Annotated in this window: 14 protein-coding genes; 7 read left to right on the top strand and 7 right to left on the bottom strand. The window is 66.9% G+C overall.

What is annotated here, in order from left to right; translation table 11 throughout:
* The first annotated feature begins 18 nt into the window (after window positions 1-18).
* Window positions 19-855, top strand: a complete 837-nt coding sequence (locus AB0L82_RS32325; RefSeq protein WP_364644879.1) for an NAD(P)H-binding protein — start codon at window positions 19-21, stop codon at window positions 853-855.
* A 92-nt stretch (window positions 856-947) separates the two neighbouring features.
* Window positions 948-2411, top strand: a complete 1464-nt coding sequence (locus tag AB0L82_RS32320) for an MFS transporter (protein WP_364644875.1) — start codon at window positions 948-950, stop codon at window positions 2409-2411.
* A 33-nt stretch (window positions 2412-2444) separates the two neighbouring features.
* Here AB0L82_RS32320 and AB0L82_RS32315 read toward each other — a convergent pair whose 3' ends face one another.
* Window positions 2445-3146, bottom strand: coding sequence for an SDR family NAD(P)-dependent oxidoreductase (locus AB0L82_RS32315; RefSeq protein ID WP_364644872.1), 702 nt, complete (start codon window positions 3144-3146; stop codon window positions 2445-2447).
* Between the two features lie 138 nt (window positions 3147-3284).
* On the bottom strand, window positions 3285-4172 hold the full coding sequence (locus AB0L82_RS32310) for a DNA-processing protein DprA (protein WP_364644870.1): 888 nt from the start codon (window positions 4170-4172) through the stop codon (window positions 3285-3287).
* 304 nt (window positions 4173-4476) lie between these two features.
* On the opposite strand from AB0L82_RS32310, the gene AB0L82_RS32305 reads away from it, so the two are divergent.
* The 4 genes from AB0L82_RS32305 to AB0L82_RS32290 all read left to right on the top strand — a co-directional run bounded on the left by AB0L82_RS32305 (window position 4477) and on the right by AB0L82_RS32290 (window position 7964).
* Window positions 4477-4845, top strand: a complete 369-nt coding sequence (locus AB0L82_RS32305) for a hypothetical protein (RefSeq protein WP_364644867.1) — start codon at window positions 4477-4479, stop codon at window positions 4843-4845.
* Window positions 4846-4863: 18 nt separating this feature from the next.
* Window positions 4864-5769: an SGNH/GDSL hydrolase family protein gene (locus tag AB0L82_RS32300; RefSeq protein ID WP_364644864.1), complete on the top strand. Its 906-nt coding sequence runs from the start codon at window positions 4864-4866 to the stop codon at window positions 5767-5769.
* Window positions 5766-7070 (top strand): acyltransferase, encoded by a 1305-nt coding sequence (locus tag AB0L82_RS32295; protein WP_364644861.1) that lies wholly within the window; start codon window positions 5766-5768, stop codon window positions 7068-7070. The genes AB0L82_RS32300 and AB0L82_RS32295 overlap by 4 nt, the downstream gene beginning before the upstream one ends.
* Window positions 7071-7139: 69 nt before the next feature.
* A complete protein-coding gene (locus tag AB0L82_RS32290) occupies window positions 7140-7964 on the top strand; it encodes a helix-turn-helix transcriptional regulator (protein ID WP_364644858.1) in 825 nt (274 codons plus the stop codon).
* A gap of 15 nt (window positions 7965-7979) precedes the next feature.
* Here the strand turns inward: AB0L82_RS32290 and AB0L82_RS32285 are convergent, their stop codons facing one another.
* The 5 genes from AB0L82_RS32285 to AB0L82_RS32265 all read right to left on the bottom strand — a co-directional run bounded on the left by AB0L82_RS32285 (window position 7980) and on the right by AB0L82_RS32265 (window position 11514).
* Window positions 7980-9146: a serine hydrolase gene (locus tag AB0L82_RS32285; RefSeq protein ID WP_364644855.1), complete on the bottom strand. Its 1167-nt coding sequence runs from the start codon at window positions 9144-9146 to the stop codon at window positions 7980-7982.
* A 14-nt stretch (window positions 9147-9160) separates the two neighbouring features.
* Window positions 9161-9889: an MBL fold metallo-hydrolase gene (locus AB0L82_RS32280; protein WP_364645178.1), complete on the bottom strand. Its 729-nt coding sequence runs from the start codon at window positions 9887-9889 to the stop codon at window positions 9161-9163.
* 115 nt (window positions 9890-10004) lie between these two features.
* The gene (locus AB0L82_RS32275) at window positions 10005-10547 is read right to left on the bottom strand and encodes an SRPBCC family protein (protein WP_364644852.1); all 543 of its coding nucleotides are present in this window, start codon (window positions 10545-10547) and stop codon (window positions 10005-10007) included.
* The gene (locus AB0L82_RS32270; protein WP_364644849.1) at window positions 10537-11289 is read right to left on the bottom strand and encodes an alpha/beta hydrolase; all 753 of its coding nucleotides are present in this window, start codon (window positions 11287-11289) and stop codon (window positions 10537-10539) included. The genes AB0L82_RS32275 and AB0L82_RS32270 overlap by 11 nt, the downstream gene beginning before the upstream one ends.
* Before the next feature lie 9 nt (window positions 11290-11298).
* Window positions 11299-11514, bottom strand: coding sequence for a hypothetical protein (locus AB0L82_RS32265; RefSeq protein ID WP_364644846.1), 216 nt, complete (start codon window positions 11512-11514; stop codon window positions 11299-11301).
* A gap of 201 nt (window positions 11515-11715) precedes the next feature.
* On the opposite strand from AB0L82_RS32265, the gene AB0L82_RS32260 reads away from it, so the two are divergent.
* A complete protein-coding gene (locus AB0L82_RS32260) occupies window positions 11716-12321 on the top strand; it encodes a TetR/AcrR family transcriptional regulator (protein ID WP_364644843.1) in 606 nt (201 codons plus the stop codon).
* Window positions 12322-12328: the final 7 nt, after the last annotated feature.

Raw genomic sequence — 12328 nt, 5'->3', positions numbered from 1 at the left:
GGATGAAGGGAAATGCCAATGTTCTTGGTAGTCGGCGCAACCGCCCATTTCGGCCGTCAGGCCGTGGACGCATTGCTGAGCGCCGGGCATCCGGTGCGGGCGCTGACCCGCCGACCGGAATCGGCGGGATTGCCCGCGGGCGCGCAGGTGGCGGCGGGCGATCTCACCGATGCGGAGTCACTGAATATCGCGCTGGCCGGGGTGAGCGCGATCTTCCTGGTGCTGCCGTATCAGATGGATGTCGCGCCACTGCTTTCCGCTGCCCGTCGCGCGGGCGTGCAGCGCATCGTGTTCCTGTCCTCGGGTGCGGTGGTGGACGGTGCCGAGCGCCAGCCCGATGTGATCGCGCAGTATCACCGTGATGTGGAGCGCGCGATCGAGGAGTCCGGAATCGAGTGGACGTTCCTGCGGCTGCTGTTCCCGGCGATCAACTCGCTCTCGTTCGCCATGCAGTTGGCGGGCGGGGATGTGATTCGCGCGGCCTACGGGCAGGCCACCGCGTCGGTGATCCACGAAGACGATGTGGCCGAGGTGGTTTCGGCGGTGCTGGGCGGTGGATACGCGGGCCGGAGTTTGGATCTGACCGGGCCGCAATCGCTCACCCAGGTCGAGCAGGTCGCGGTGCTCGGCGAAATCCTCGGTCGCCCACTGGTTTTCGAGGAGCTGGACGATGCGCCCGTGCGCGAGCAGATGGCGCGGTTCATGGATCCGGCGTTCATCAACGCCCTGTTCGATCTGATGGCGGCCACGGTGGGCAAACCCGCAGAGGTCAATTCGGTGGTCGAGGACCTGACCGGGCACGCACCGCGTAGCTATGCGCGGTGGGTGGCCGATCATCGCGGCGACTTCGCCTGATCCACAGCACTTGAACGGAACGGAATGATCTGCTTCAATAACGGAACAGATCATTCCGTTCTAGTTCACAGCAACTCTTCAAGGAGTCACCCGTGACCGCCATCGCCGAACAACCGGCCCTCCACGCCCCCACCGCCCCAGGCGATTCGACCGCACCCCTGCCGCGCCGGTGGCTGGGCCTGCTCGCGATTCTGGCCGCCACCCTGCTCAACCTGCTCGATGCAAGCATCGTCAATGTCGCCGCACCCGCCATCCGCGGTGACCTCGGCGGTTCGGTCGCCACCCTGCAATGGCTCAGCGCCGGATACACCCTGGCCATGGCGATCGGACTGCTCACCGGCGGCCGCCTGGGCGATATGTACGGTCGCAAGCGCGTCCTGGTGGTCGGGCTGATCGGATTCCTGATCGCCTCGGTGCTCTGCGGATTCGCGGTCTCGATCGAGATGCTGCTGATCGGGCGCATCACCCAGGGGCTGTTCGCCGCGGTCATGGTGCCGCAGTGCTTCGGACTCATCCGCGATCTGTTCGGCCGCGAATTCGGTAAGGCCTACGCGGCTTTCGGCCCGCTCATCGGCGTCGCCACCATCGCGGGGCCCATTGTCGCCGGACTGCTCATCGACGCCGATCTCCTCGGCACCGGATGGCGCTCGATCTTCCTGATGAACCTGCCGCTCGGGGCGATCGCGCTGGCGCTCGGTATCTGGATCCTGCCCGCGGCGGCCCCGATGCCCGGGCTCACCCTGGATCTGCGGGGCGCGCTCATCGTCGGCACCGGTATGGCGCTGCTGCTCTACCCGCTGGTGGAGGGACGCGAATTGGGTTGGCCGTGGTGGACTTCGGCGATGCTGGTCGCCAGTGTTCCGGTGCTCGCGCTGTTCACCCGCGATCAGATGCGCCGCTCGGGCAGCGGTCGGGTCGCGCTCATCGAGACCAGCGTGTTCGCCAAGCGTTCGTACACCTCCGGCATCGGCTTCGTCACCGTGTTCTTCGGCGGCATCGGCGGGTTCTCCCTGGTGGTCGGGCTCTACCTGCAAATGGGTCTCGGGTACGGCGCGCTGCGCGCCAGTATCACGATGGCGCCCTGGGCGATCGGCGCGTTCCTGGGCTCCGGCGTCGGGGCGGGGCTGGCCCCCAAGCTCGGCCGCAAGGTGCTGCACATCGGACTCACGAGCATGCTGCTCGGATTGCTCATCCTGTTCGTGCAGTTCGGTGCCGCCAGCGCGCCCGCACCACTGGCCTTGGCACCGGCGCTCACGCTCTACGGGCTCGGCATGGGCATGATCTTCGTACCGCTGTTCGGAATCATCGTCGGAGAGCTCGAGGATCACGAAATCGGTTCGGCCTCCGGACTTTTGGAATCGTTCCAGCAGGGCGCCGCCGCGCTCGGGGTGGCGGCATTGGGCACGCTGTTCTTCAGCCAATTCGCCCTCGGCGACAGCCCCGAGGTCGCATTGACCGCGATGCGATCGGTCACCGGCGTAGCGATCGCACTGACCGTGGTGTCCTTCGGCGCGGCGTTCGGACTCCCCGAACAGGCCGCGGCACAGGAACACTGACCGATCGGACCGCCCACCGGATCCCCGTCCTGGTTACCAGGGCAGGGATCCGGCGCTGTCGTAATAGCCACCGGTCGGACCATCCGGAGCCACCTGCGCCATGCGCACGATGATCTCCGCACCCTGGGCCACGGTCTGGGTGCCCGCGTGGGCGTTGAGGTCGGTGGCGGTATAGCCGGGTTCGACCGCGTTGATCCGCATCTGCGGCAAGGCTTTCGCGTACTGCACCGTGAGCCGGTTCACCGCGGTCTTCGACGCCGGATACGAAAGTCCGGGATAGTCGAACGCCTTGGTCCCCGGCGTGGTGCTGCGGGTCAGCGAGGCCAGCGAACTGCTGACATTGACCACCACCGGCGCGGCGGATCGATGCAGCAACGGCAGGAACGCGTGCAGTACTCGGACCACCCCGAAGACGTTGGTATCGAACACTTCTCGCATCATGTCGGCGGTGATCTCACCGACCTCGAGCACGCCGTTGCCTTCCACATCGATGCCCGCGTTGTTGATCAGCACATCAACACCACCCTCGGCGTCAATACGCTTGGCCGCCGCCTGCACCGACGCGTCATCGGTGACATCCAGCAGCACCGACCGCGCACCCAACTCCGCCGCGGCCCTCTGCCCGCGTTCAGCGTCACGGCTGCCGACATACACGATGTGCCCGGCCTCAATCAGGCGACGAGCGGTCTCGAATCCCAGTCCCTTGTTCGCACCGGTAATGAGTGTGGTTGTCATGGCTCTAGATTCACGCGGCGCGGGGAGATCAACCAGTCGCCTGAGCGTCCTGGGACTGCCGATACCAGGCTGATGGCCCCTGTCGGGCTCCCGCTGCTGTCAGCAACGCACACACCGATTGGGAATGACCGCTCCCGATTACCGGTCCTGCGCGAGGGCGTAGAGCGCCTGTTCGATGGCTTTGGGCTGCCGACGAAGGTCGGCGATGATGTCGGAGACATCCCGCAACCCGGACGCCACCCACACGCCGGGGCATCGCGCCAGACTTCTAGCCCAGCTGGTGGCGGCTACGACACGATCGGTGAGCACGACGGGCCTGCCGTGTTCGACAGCCTTGCGGGCTTGTATGCGTGCACCGGAGTGCTCGCTCGCTTCGACCACAATCGTGGCCAAGCCATATCCGGACATCACTGCGTTCCGCATCGGAAACGATGTCTTCGAAAACGATGCCTGGGGCCAGAATTGCGACAGGACCGCACCCTCCGACGCGATCCTTCGTTGCAGATCTCGATTTTCCGGCGGGAAGAAGTTCAGCGACCCGGTGCCGATGAAGGCCACTGTCCGGCCTCCCGCCGCCAACGCGGCGGTGTGCGCTGCGGTATCGATACCGGAGGACAGACCAGAGATGACGGTCAGCCCGGTCTCGACAAGGTGAGTGGCGATCATTGCGGCGATCGCGCGGCCTCGCTCGGAGGCGGCGCGAGAACCGATCACCGAGACTCCCTCGTCTACGGGGTCCACTTGTCCTTGGGTGATCAGGAACGGCGGCGTCTCAACGACATCGAGCAGGCGACGCGGAAACAGAGCGTCCAGCACCGAGACGAACCGCAACCCGCTTGCCGCCCAGGACCGAAGATCGGTGGCAGCGTCGCTCAGCATGCGCTCGTGGTCCCCGTCGGGAGTCAACCGGGTGTGAAAGTAGTGCTCCCACACGTGCAGCGCACTGCCCGACTCGCGGACCTGCTCGGTTAGCTCACGCCATGTGGTGTTCTGCGGCTGGGCACGCAGCAACGCCACCAGCGCCACCTGCTCATCGCTCACCCGACCATCAACTCCCACCGCGCCGTCGTGGACCACACGCGTTCGCGGGGACCCCAACTCCCACCCAACCTACGACGAGCCGCCGACAATTGGTCCGCACGACCACTGTCGGGACACGTGGTCGGAGGTGACAGCGGGCCGGCCGCGATACCGAGCGGCCCGGTACCGACGGGGGTACAGTGCCCCAAGGATTCTCGGCTTGCGCGAATCGGGGTGATCCGGGCTCGGCGTCTTGTACACTCCCCGCGAAGTGAAACTTTCACACTTCAGTTTTCGATTCGAGGATTCTATGACGCTCCACGCCCCTGGTGTTTCGATCGCGCGTACCGCGGCGGTACTGATCGGAGGGGTTTTGCTGATCGCCGGGGTGGCGGCGTGCGGAAATGACGACACCGCCGGCGGGTCGACCGGCGCGAGCACCACGACGAGCGCGGTGATCGCGCCCGTCAGCAGCACCCCGGCTCCGGTGAGCACCCCGGCGCCGGTGAGCAGTACCGAAGCGCCCGCTCCGGCGCCCGCGCCCGAGGTGGTCGAACCGCCCGCGCCCCAGCCGGTCGCGCCGAAACCGGCCCCGCAGCCCGCCCCGCAGACCCAGGCTCCCAAACCCGCACCGCCGAGCCTGGACGTGCCCGGGTTCGAACCGCGCGCCGGCTACTAGCGGGACCGGGGATACGACGTGCTGGGTAACAGCGGTCGGTGGCTGTGTGCTGCCGCGATGGCGGTCGCGGCCACCGTGACCGGGACCGGAAGTGCCGCGGCGGACACCGCGCGCGAGGGCAAAGACCTTGTCGTGCTGGGTGATTCGTTCTCGGCGAATGTGTGGAATCCACTGTCGGAGGTCGGGTCGTGTGAGCGCGGGGCAACCGCGTGGCCTGAACGGCTCAGCACCCTGATGGGTGTCGCGGGCACCGACCGGGTGGAGAATCGATCGTGTCTGGGTGCGTCCATCGACACCTCCGGATACACCCTCGGCGTGGAAACGCGCGATGCCGACAAGGCGGGCGCGTTCGGGCCGCGCACCAAAGTGGTGACACTGCAGTTCGGGCTCAACGACCGCTGGGGCACCGCGGACCAATCCCTGTGGGCCGCAATGCAACACTGCGTCTTCGACCTCGCCGAAGGGTGCGGAGCGGATGCCGTCGCGGCCGGGCGGCTGCCCGACGCCCGCGATATCACCGGGACGTCCTATGCCGCGCGCATCCGCAACGCGGTGACCTACATCCGGTATTACGCGCCCAACGCGCGCATCGTGCTGGTCGGATATCCCGAACTGTTCCATTCCGAACAGGACACCGTATGCCTGGACTTCTTCGGAGTCGTGCCGTTCACGCAACCGCGCGGACGCACCGTCGTGGAGTACTTCAACCGCATCGACCAGGCACAGCGTGAAGCCGCACAGGAATTGAAGATCGACTTCCTGGACGCGCGCGCGATCACCTCCGGGCACGGGCTCTGCTCACCGCAGCCGTGGGTGAACGGTGTGCTGGATCCGACCGTCAATATCGAAGGACTGCCCTTCCATCCCTCACCCGTGGGCGATGACGTGGTCGGGAAGGCGATCTTCGACAGGTACGCGCGGTGACCGAAACCCTGCCCGCGCCGGGCACTGCGGCACAACGGATTTCGGCCGATGCGCAGGCTTCCGCCGCATCGGCGGAGCATCGGCCCGCACTGCCCTCGCTGACCGGTGCGCGCTGGTGGGCCGCGTTCGCGGTGTTCGTACTGCACGCACTGGTGTTCCTGCCGGTCTATCCGTTCCAGAAGTCCGAACTGTTCCGCCATATCCACCAGTGGATTCCGATGCAGTTGGGGGCCGCGGGCGTCACGTTCTTCTTTGTGCTGTCGGGCTTCATCATCTACTGGTCGTTCCGTCCCGGAATGTCTGTGCGCGGGTTCTATCGGCGGCGGGTGCTCAAGATCTATCCGACGCATCTGCTGGCGGCCGCGGCGTTCGTGGTGGTCGCGAGTGTGCCGCTGAGCCGCGCGGTGGTGTGGGTGCCGAATCTGCTGCTGGTGCACACCTGGGTGCCGAAATGGACCACGGTCGGCGGGCTGAATGTGCCGTCCTGGTCACTGGCCGCGGAAATGCTGTTCTACCTGAGCTTTCCACTGGTGCTGCCGTTGATCCGGCGGATTCCCACGCGCCGACTGCTGCTGGCGATGGTGCTGCTCATGCTCGGTATCGCGGCATTGCACACCGGGTACTTCCTGTGGGCGGACGGACCCAAGGGCATCGCGAATGCCTTTGCGCCCCGGCTGGTTCCGGGTAACACCTCGCCCTACTACGAGCTGCACGCCTCCCCGGCGTGGTTCGCGCAGCCCAATATCCCGGTGTCGCCGTCGTATTGGCTCAGCTACACCTTCCCGCTGTCCCGGCTGCCGGAATTCTTCCTCGGTGTGCTGGCCGCGCGCATGGTGATCGAAGGACGCTGGCGCAACACCCGGCTCACCCTGCCGCTGCTGGCGCTGGGCATCGCGTACGCGGCGACCTGGGTCGTACCGGTGAACTACAAGATGTCGGTGCTGCTGCTCGCGCCCATGACCGCGGTGGTGGCGACCCTCGCGGCGCGGGACCTGCAGGGCGTCAGCGGGCTCACCGCGCATCCGCGCATGGTGTGGCTGGGCAATATCTCCTTCGCCTTCTACCTGATCCAATTCCCGGTGATGGCGCTGATCACCCGGCACCTGATCGGCGGTAAGGAGTTCGGCATCCTCGGCTGGGCATTGTTCTCCCTGCTGAGCCTGGCCGTGTCCACCGTGATCGCGGCGGCGCTCTATCACTGGGTCGATCTGCCGATCATGCGGCGCTTCGCCCGGCCGCGTGCCACGGCACCGGCGAGATCGGGTACACCCGCGGAGTCCGGGGCGAGCGCATCGCCGTAGGTTCCTCCCGCTGCGGTCGGTCCGCTGCCCGGTTGCGGTCGCCGAGTGCTCAATGGCGACAATTGAGCCATGGCGACAGCGGAATTCGGACTGGCGGTACGGCGCTGGCGTGATCAGATCCCACCCGATCCGGCGCGCCCGGTCGCGGGCGGGGTGCGCCGCGCGCCCGGGCTGCGCCGCGAGGAATTGGCCCTGCTCGCCGGTATCTCGGTCGATTACGTGACCCGATTGGAGCAGGGCCGCGCCTCCAACCCGTCACCGCAAGTGGTCGAGGCGCTGGCGCGGGCATTGCGGCTCTCGCCGGACGAACGCGCACATCTGCACCAGCTCGCGGGTCTGGCGCTGCCCGAGCCGGGCGCGGTTCCGACCACCATTCCCCTGGCCGTGCAGCGCATGCTGGATCGCCTGGTCGGTATTCCGGTCGCCGTCTTCGACGCGTCCTGGACACTGCTGCAAGCCAATCCGGCCTGCGTCGCACTACTCGGGGACCCCGAGAGCTGGCAGGGCAATGAACGCAATCGGATCTGGCGGCATTTCGTCGCCCCGGGCGGAGTCGGCCGCTACGCGCCGCAGGATCTGGCCGCCCTGGAACTCGCGCTCGTCTCGGACCTGCGGGCCACCCGGTTGCGTTATCCGGCAGATCAGCGACTGGCCCGGCTCGTCGACGAATTGCGCGGCCACAGCAGCGAATTCGCCGCCCTCTGGGATTCGGGTGTCTTCGCGGCGTTCGACACCACGGTCAAGACCATCGCCCATCCGAAGGTCGGTGACATCACCCTGGACTGCGCGGTGCTGACGGTCGCGGGCAGCGACCTGCGCATCATGATCGACACCGCCGAGGCGGGCAGCCCCGACGCCGACCGCCTGGCCCTGTTGCTCGAGCCGACCGCGTAAGTCGCGGCACGACCGTCATCGGGCGGCATCGGCCAGGGCGCGAAACGCCTGCAAGGCTTCGGCCATATGGTCGGTGGAGTTGAGATCTTCACTGGTTTTGACGATCACGATGTCGTCTTTCGGTGAGACGTAGATGAATTGACCAAGGAACCCAACCGCAGCGTAATCACCGCGGTCGCCGTCTCCGAGCCACCACTGGTAGCCATAACCGAAGGCGTTCGCCGACGCGTTCGGCCGAGCCGGGATCAGCTGATGCGGCTGCAGATACGGTTCGACGCTATGCGTGGACTCGTCGATCCACTCCCGAGGTACGACCTGCCGACCGCCGACTTCACCACCGTGCAGATACAGCAACCCGAACCGCGCGAAGTCGCGAACGGTCGCGTGATAACAGCAGAAGCCGACGGTATTACCGGCGTAGTCGTGCCCGACCAGCGCCTGGCTCGCCATCCCCGCCAGTCCCCAGATCCGGTCCCGCACATAGCTCGACAGCGGCGCACCGGTCACCCTCGACACGATCCAGCCCAGCACGAAACTGTCCATCGAGGCGTAATTCCATTGCGTCCCCGCCGGGCGCTCACGCGCCATCGCGCGACTCTGATCGGGCAGCGAGATCCCCCCGACCATTCGAATCATCGTATTGGTCGAGCCCTTGCTCGGATCGGTGTTGGTGGATTCGTCATAGGCGATACCCGATGCCATGTGCAGGACATCGCGAATGCGCACACCGTCGTAGCCGCTGGCCGCGAGTTCGGGCACGTACGCGGTGACGGGATCCTCGACCGAGGCGATCTTGCCCTCGGAGATCGCGATCCCGACCGCGGCGGCGGTGATCGACTTGCCGACCGACCAGGAATTGAATCGACTGTCGGCGGAGTACCCGCCGAAGTAGCGCTCGTCGAGAATCCGGTTGTCCCGCAGCACCAGAAAGCCCCGCGTCGACGATCGGTCCAGGAACTCCCCGACGGTGTGACTCTGCCCGTTGAAGACGTAGGCGGCGTCCAGGTGCGTGCCCCCATCCGATTCCCTCAGTAGGGGTTCGGGGTGAGTGGACGGCGACATGGTGTCGGTCTCATAGAAGGGGATGTGCGGCAGCAACGGCAGCGGTAGCGCCTGGGCCGGGGCATTCCATGCCAGGGCGAGTGTCATGGTGATCGCGTTGACCGCGATTCGCTTCAGCATTCGTTCTTCCTGTTTCACAGTGCCCACACCGATTCCGCGTGAATCGGCCGACCGTGCCCCGGAAGCAGATGTGCCACCGGCAAATCCCGCAGTCGATGCTCGGTGCGCATCGCGGCCTCGGCATCGACGACGTCCGGGGCGAAACACGGCCTGCCTCGGATCGAGACGACAGCGTCGCCGGAGAGCAGCGTGCGGGTGCGCTCGTTCCAGAACACGACGCTGTCGTCGGTGTGCCCGGGACTGTCGAGGACGCTCCATTGCGGCGCATGCGGTAGCGACATCCCGTCGGACAGGCCGCCGACCGGACGAGGCCCGGTCCACACCATGCCGCGTGGGCCACCGAATCCGGCTGCGCCGGTGGCCAGTAGCGAGCCGACCGCGCCACCTCGGTCGAAGGGTTGCCCGAACAGCAGCGGCCAGGCGCGTGCCATCTGCGCGAGGGACGGCGTCCGGGGACGCACTCCGTCGAGATAGCTCAGGGTGAGCGCGGGCAGATGGATCGCCGCATCGCTTCGTTGCGCAAGATCCACCGCACCGCCGACGTGATCGCCGTGCCCGTGGGTGGCGGTGACGACCCGGACCGAACCGCGCAGCTCGGCTGTTATCGGGGCCAAATCCTGTGCGATCCGCGGCATTCCGGGATCGACCACCACCAGCGCGTCATCCTCACCCCTGAGCAGGTAGCAGTTGAAGAACCATCGCGACACCCGCGTGACCGACAGCTCCGGCATTCGCTCGATCACAACACTCAACGAAACTCCCTGTACCGGAATGCGATTCGAGCAGGAAGCGATCGACGCGCTAGCACGGTCGCCCCTCGCCGCCCGTCCGCTCGGCCCCACCCAGCCCGCGCACGGCCTACACGGTGAACGCCCGGTACGGCGGCCGGGCCAGCATCCGGGGCACGGGAATGCGCGGCGTCATCGCGACCCGCACGGTCAACAGCGTGGAACCCTGTGCGATCGGCTGTAATTCGTAGGATTCGACGGCGGAGACCAGCGCCGGAATCGACATGCCGACGAAGGTGTAATCGAGGCGTTCCCCCTCGCGGTAGGCGGTGAACTGTTCGCGCACTGCCATCAGCGGATTGAGCAGCACCCGCGTTGCGCCCAAACCGCGATCGGGCGAGTCGTACCGGAAACCCGATACCCCCGGAAGCCAGGAGAAGCAGGATTCGTCGAGCAGAGCGTCGAACACCGCCGTCGGCGGTATCGGCAATTCGGCGTAGACGGACGCCGTGACCGGTGCGGTGGCGAGGTAGTGATCGGTGCGTTCGGCGGCGATCGGCTCCAGAGCGAACCGTGACGCCGCCTGCGCCGCACGCCCTTTCGGGATGTACAGCGCGGCCACGGCAGCGATAGCGGCACCGGGCAGCAACCAGGTGCGGACATCAGATCTCATGATTCTCCTGAATGAAACGCGCCATCTCGGCGATGGCAGGACCCGACTCGGGCAGAACGCCGAAGACGGGGAAACCGTGCGGCTGGCGGTCCCACAGCTGCAGCCGGCACCGCACCCCCGCGGCGGTCAGTCGCCGCGCCATGAGTTCGGCGTCACAGCGCAGCAGTTCGGTGGTTCCGACCTGGATCAGCACCGGCGGCAGCCCGCGCAGATCCGCATCGACCGGCGACACCGGTTGTCCGCGTTCGGCATTGACCAGGAAGCGATCGACCAGGCGTTGCACGGCGGACGCGGAGAAGAAGACCTCGGTCCGGCCATGGGGTGATGCCGCTTTGCCCGCGCCGTCGAAATCCGTCCACGGCGACGCCGCGACAATGCTGCCCGGCAACGGCAGACCCGCGGCCCGCAGCGCCAGCGGCACCGCGAACGCCAGACATCCTCCGCTGGAGTCCCCGGCGCAGACAATGCGATCGGGCCGCAAACCTCGCGCCACCAGGTATCGATGAGCCCGCACCCCATCCGCGACAATCGCCGAGAACTCCGCGGGCAACTGTCGATACCCCACCAGGCACACCGGCAGACCGGTCGCGCTCGACAGTCGCGCCGCCATACCGCGAAAGGTCCGCACACCGCCCGCGGCGAACGCGCCGCCGTGGAAGTACAGCACCGCACCGCGAGCCGAGTCCGGCGATGCCGCGGTCGAGCACCACACCCATTCGAGGTCGAGACCCGGCAGATACACCGGCCGACGCTACACCCCCGCGGGCATGCGATGCAGAAGCCCCACATAGTCGGTGACCGCGGCCAGCCGCACATTCCACGGTCGCGCGAGCACCGAGGAAACCTCGATGACCGTGCGCACGATCGGCCGCAGGGCCGTGCTCACCGCCCGGGTGCGCCGGCTCGCGGGGCCGAACTCCTCGATCACCAGGCCGTCCGCCGAGGAATTATCCACGTTCACGCTCATGAACGGCGACAATATGACAGTGCCGTAAGTTAGACAAGAGCGCGCCGGTCGAATGGCGAAGAACCGCCGATGGCCGGGGTGATAAGGTCGCACCGCCTGCCTTCAGGGCATTGCCAAAGAGACGAACTCGGAATTCGAGCGGAAGAGGTGGCCGTGACGGCGGGGCGGAACACTCGCGCCAAACGGCGATACGCACCGCGCTTGAGCGTCCCCGAGCGCCGCGAGCAGCTCATGGACGCCGCCATGGCCCAGATCGCCGAATCCGGCTTCCAGTCGGTGAACGTCATGGCCGTGACCCGCCGCGCCGAGGTGACCCGCCCGGTGTTCTATGACGCCTTCGAAGGCGTCGACGACCTGTTGCGGGCGCTGCTGCAGCGCGAGAGCCTGCGCGTCACCGAGCAGATCGACTCGGTCTTCCCCGCCGAAATCGCCGACCACGTGGACGATTTCGACCTCGACAGCATTATCGGCGACTTCCTGGCGATGGTCGTGCGCCATCCCGATACCTGGCGGCTGGTCTTCTCCGGCGCCGCGGGCCTGCCGGACAGCGTGCGACAGTGGATCTCCGCGCACCGGGAAAACCTGCGCACCCGGCTCGCGGCGGTGCAGACCCAACTCGCCGCCACCGGCCGGGTGTCCGCCGACCTCGATATCGAGATCGCCTCGCACCTGGTGATCGGCTTCGCGGAGATGGCGAGCCGACTGGTGCTCGAGGATCCCGACCGCTATCCCCCACACCGCGTCGTGGACTTCTACACCACGACCATCACCGCGGCGGGCAAGCTACTCGCCACCGATCCGGACTGAGGGGGTA

The organism is Nocardia sp. NPDC052001 (assembly GCF_040680615.1).
Taxonomy (GTDB): Bacteria; Actinomycetota; Actinomycetes; order Mycobacteriales; family Mycobacteriaceae; genus Nocardia.
The sequence above is the reverse complement of the archived record's forward strand: the minus strand, read 5'-3'. Positions and strand labels throughout refer to the sequence as shown.

What these genes read in the sequence shown, in the direction of transcription:
- AB0L82_RS32325 (WP_364644879.1), top strand. Translation starts at nt 19, where the DNA reads ATGTTCTTGGTAGTCGGCGCAACCGCCCATTTCGGCCGTCAGGCCGTG.
- AB0L82_RS32315 (WP_364644872.1), bottom strand. Translation starts at nt 3,146, where the DNA reads ATGACAACCACACTCATTACCGGTGCGAACAAGGGACTGGGATTCGAG.
- AB0L82_RS32305 (WP_364644867.1), top strand. Translation starts at nt 4,477, where the DNA reads ATGACGCTCCACGCCCCTGGTGTTTCGATCGCGCGTACCGCGGCGGTA.
- AB0L82_RS32290 (WP_364644858.1), top strand. Translation starts at nt 7,140, where the DNA reads ATGGCGACAGCGGAATTCGGACTGGCGGTACGGCGCTGGCGTGATCAG.
- AB0L82_RS32285 (WP_364644855.1), bottom strand. Translation starts at nt 9,146, where the DNA reads ATGCTGAAGCGAATCGCGGTCAACGCGATCACCATGACACTCGCCCTG.
- AB0L82_RS32275 (WP_364644852.1), bottom strand. Translation starts at nt 10,547, where the DNA reads ATGAGATCTGATGTCCGCACCTGGTTGCTGCCCGGTGCCGCTATCGCT.
- AB0L82_RS32265 (WP_364644846.1), bottom strand. Translation starts at nt 11,514, where the DNA reads ATGAGCGTGAACGTGGATAATTCCTCGGCGGACGGCCTGGTGATCGAG.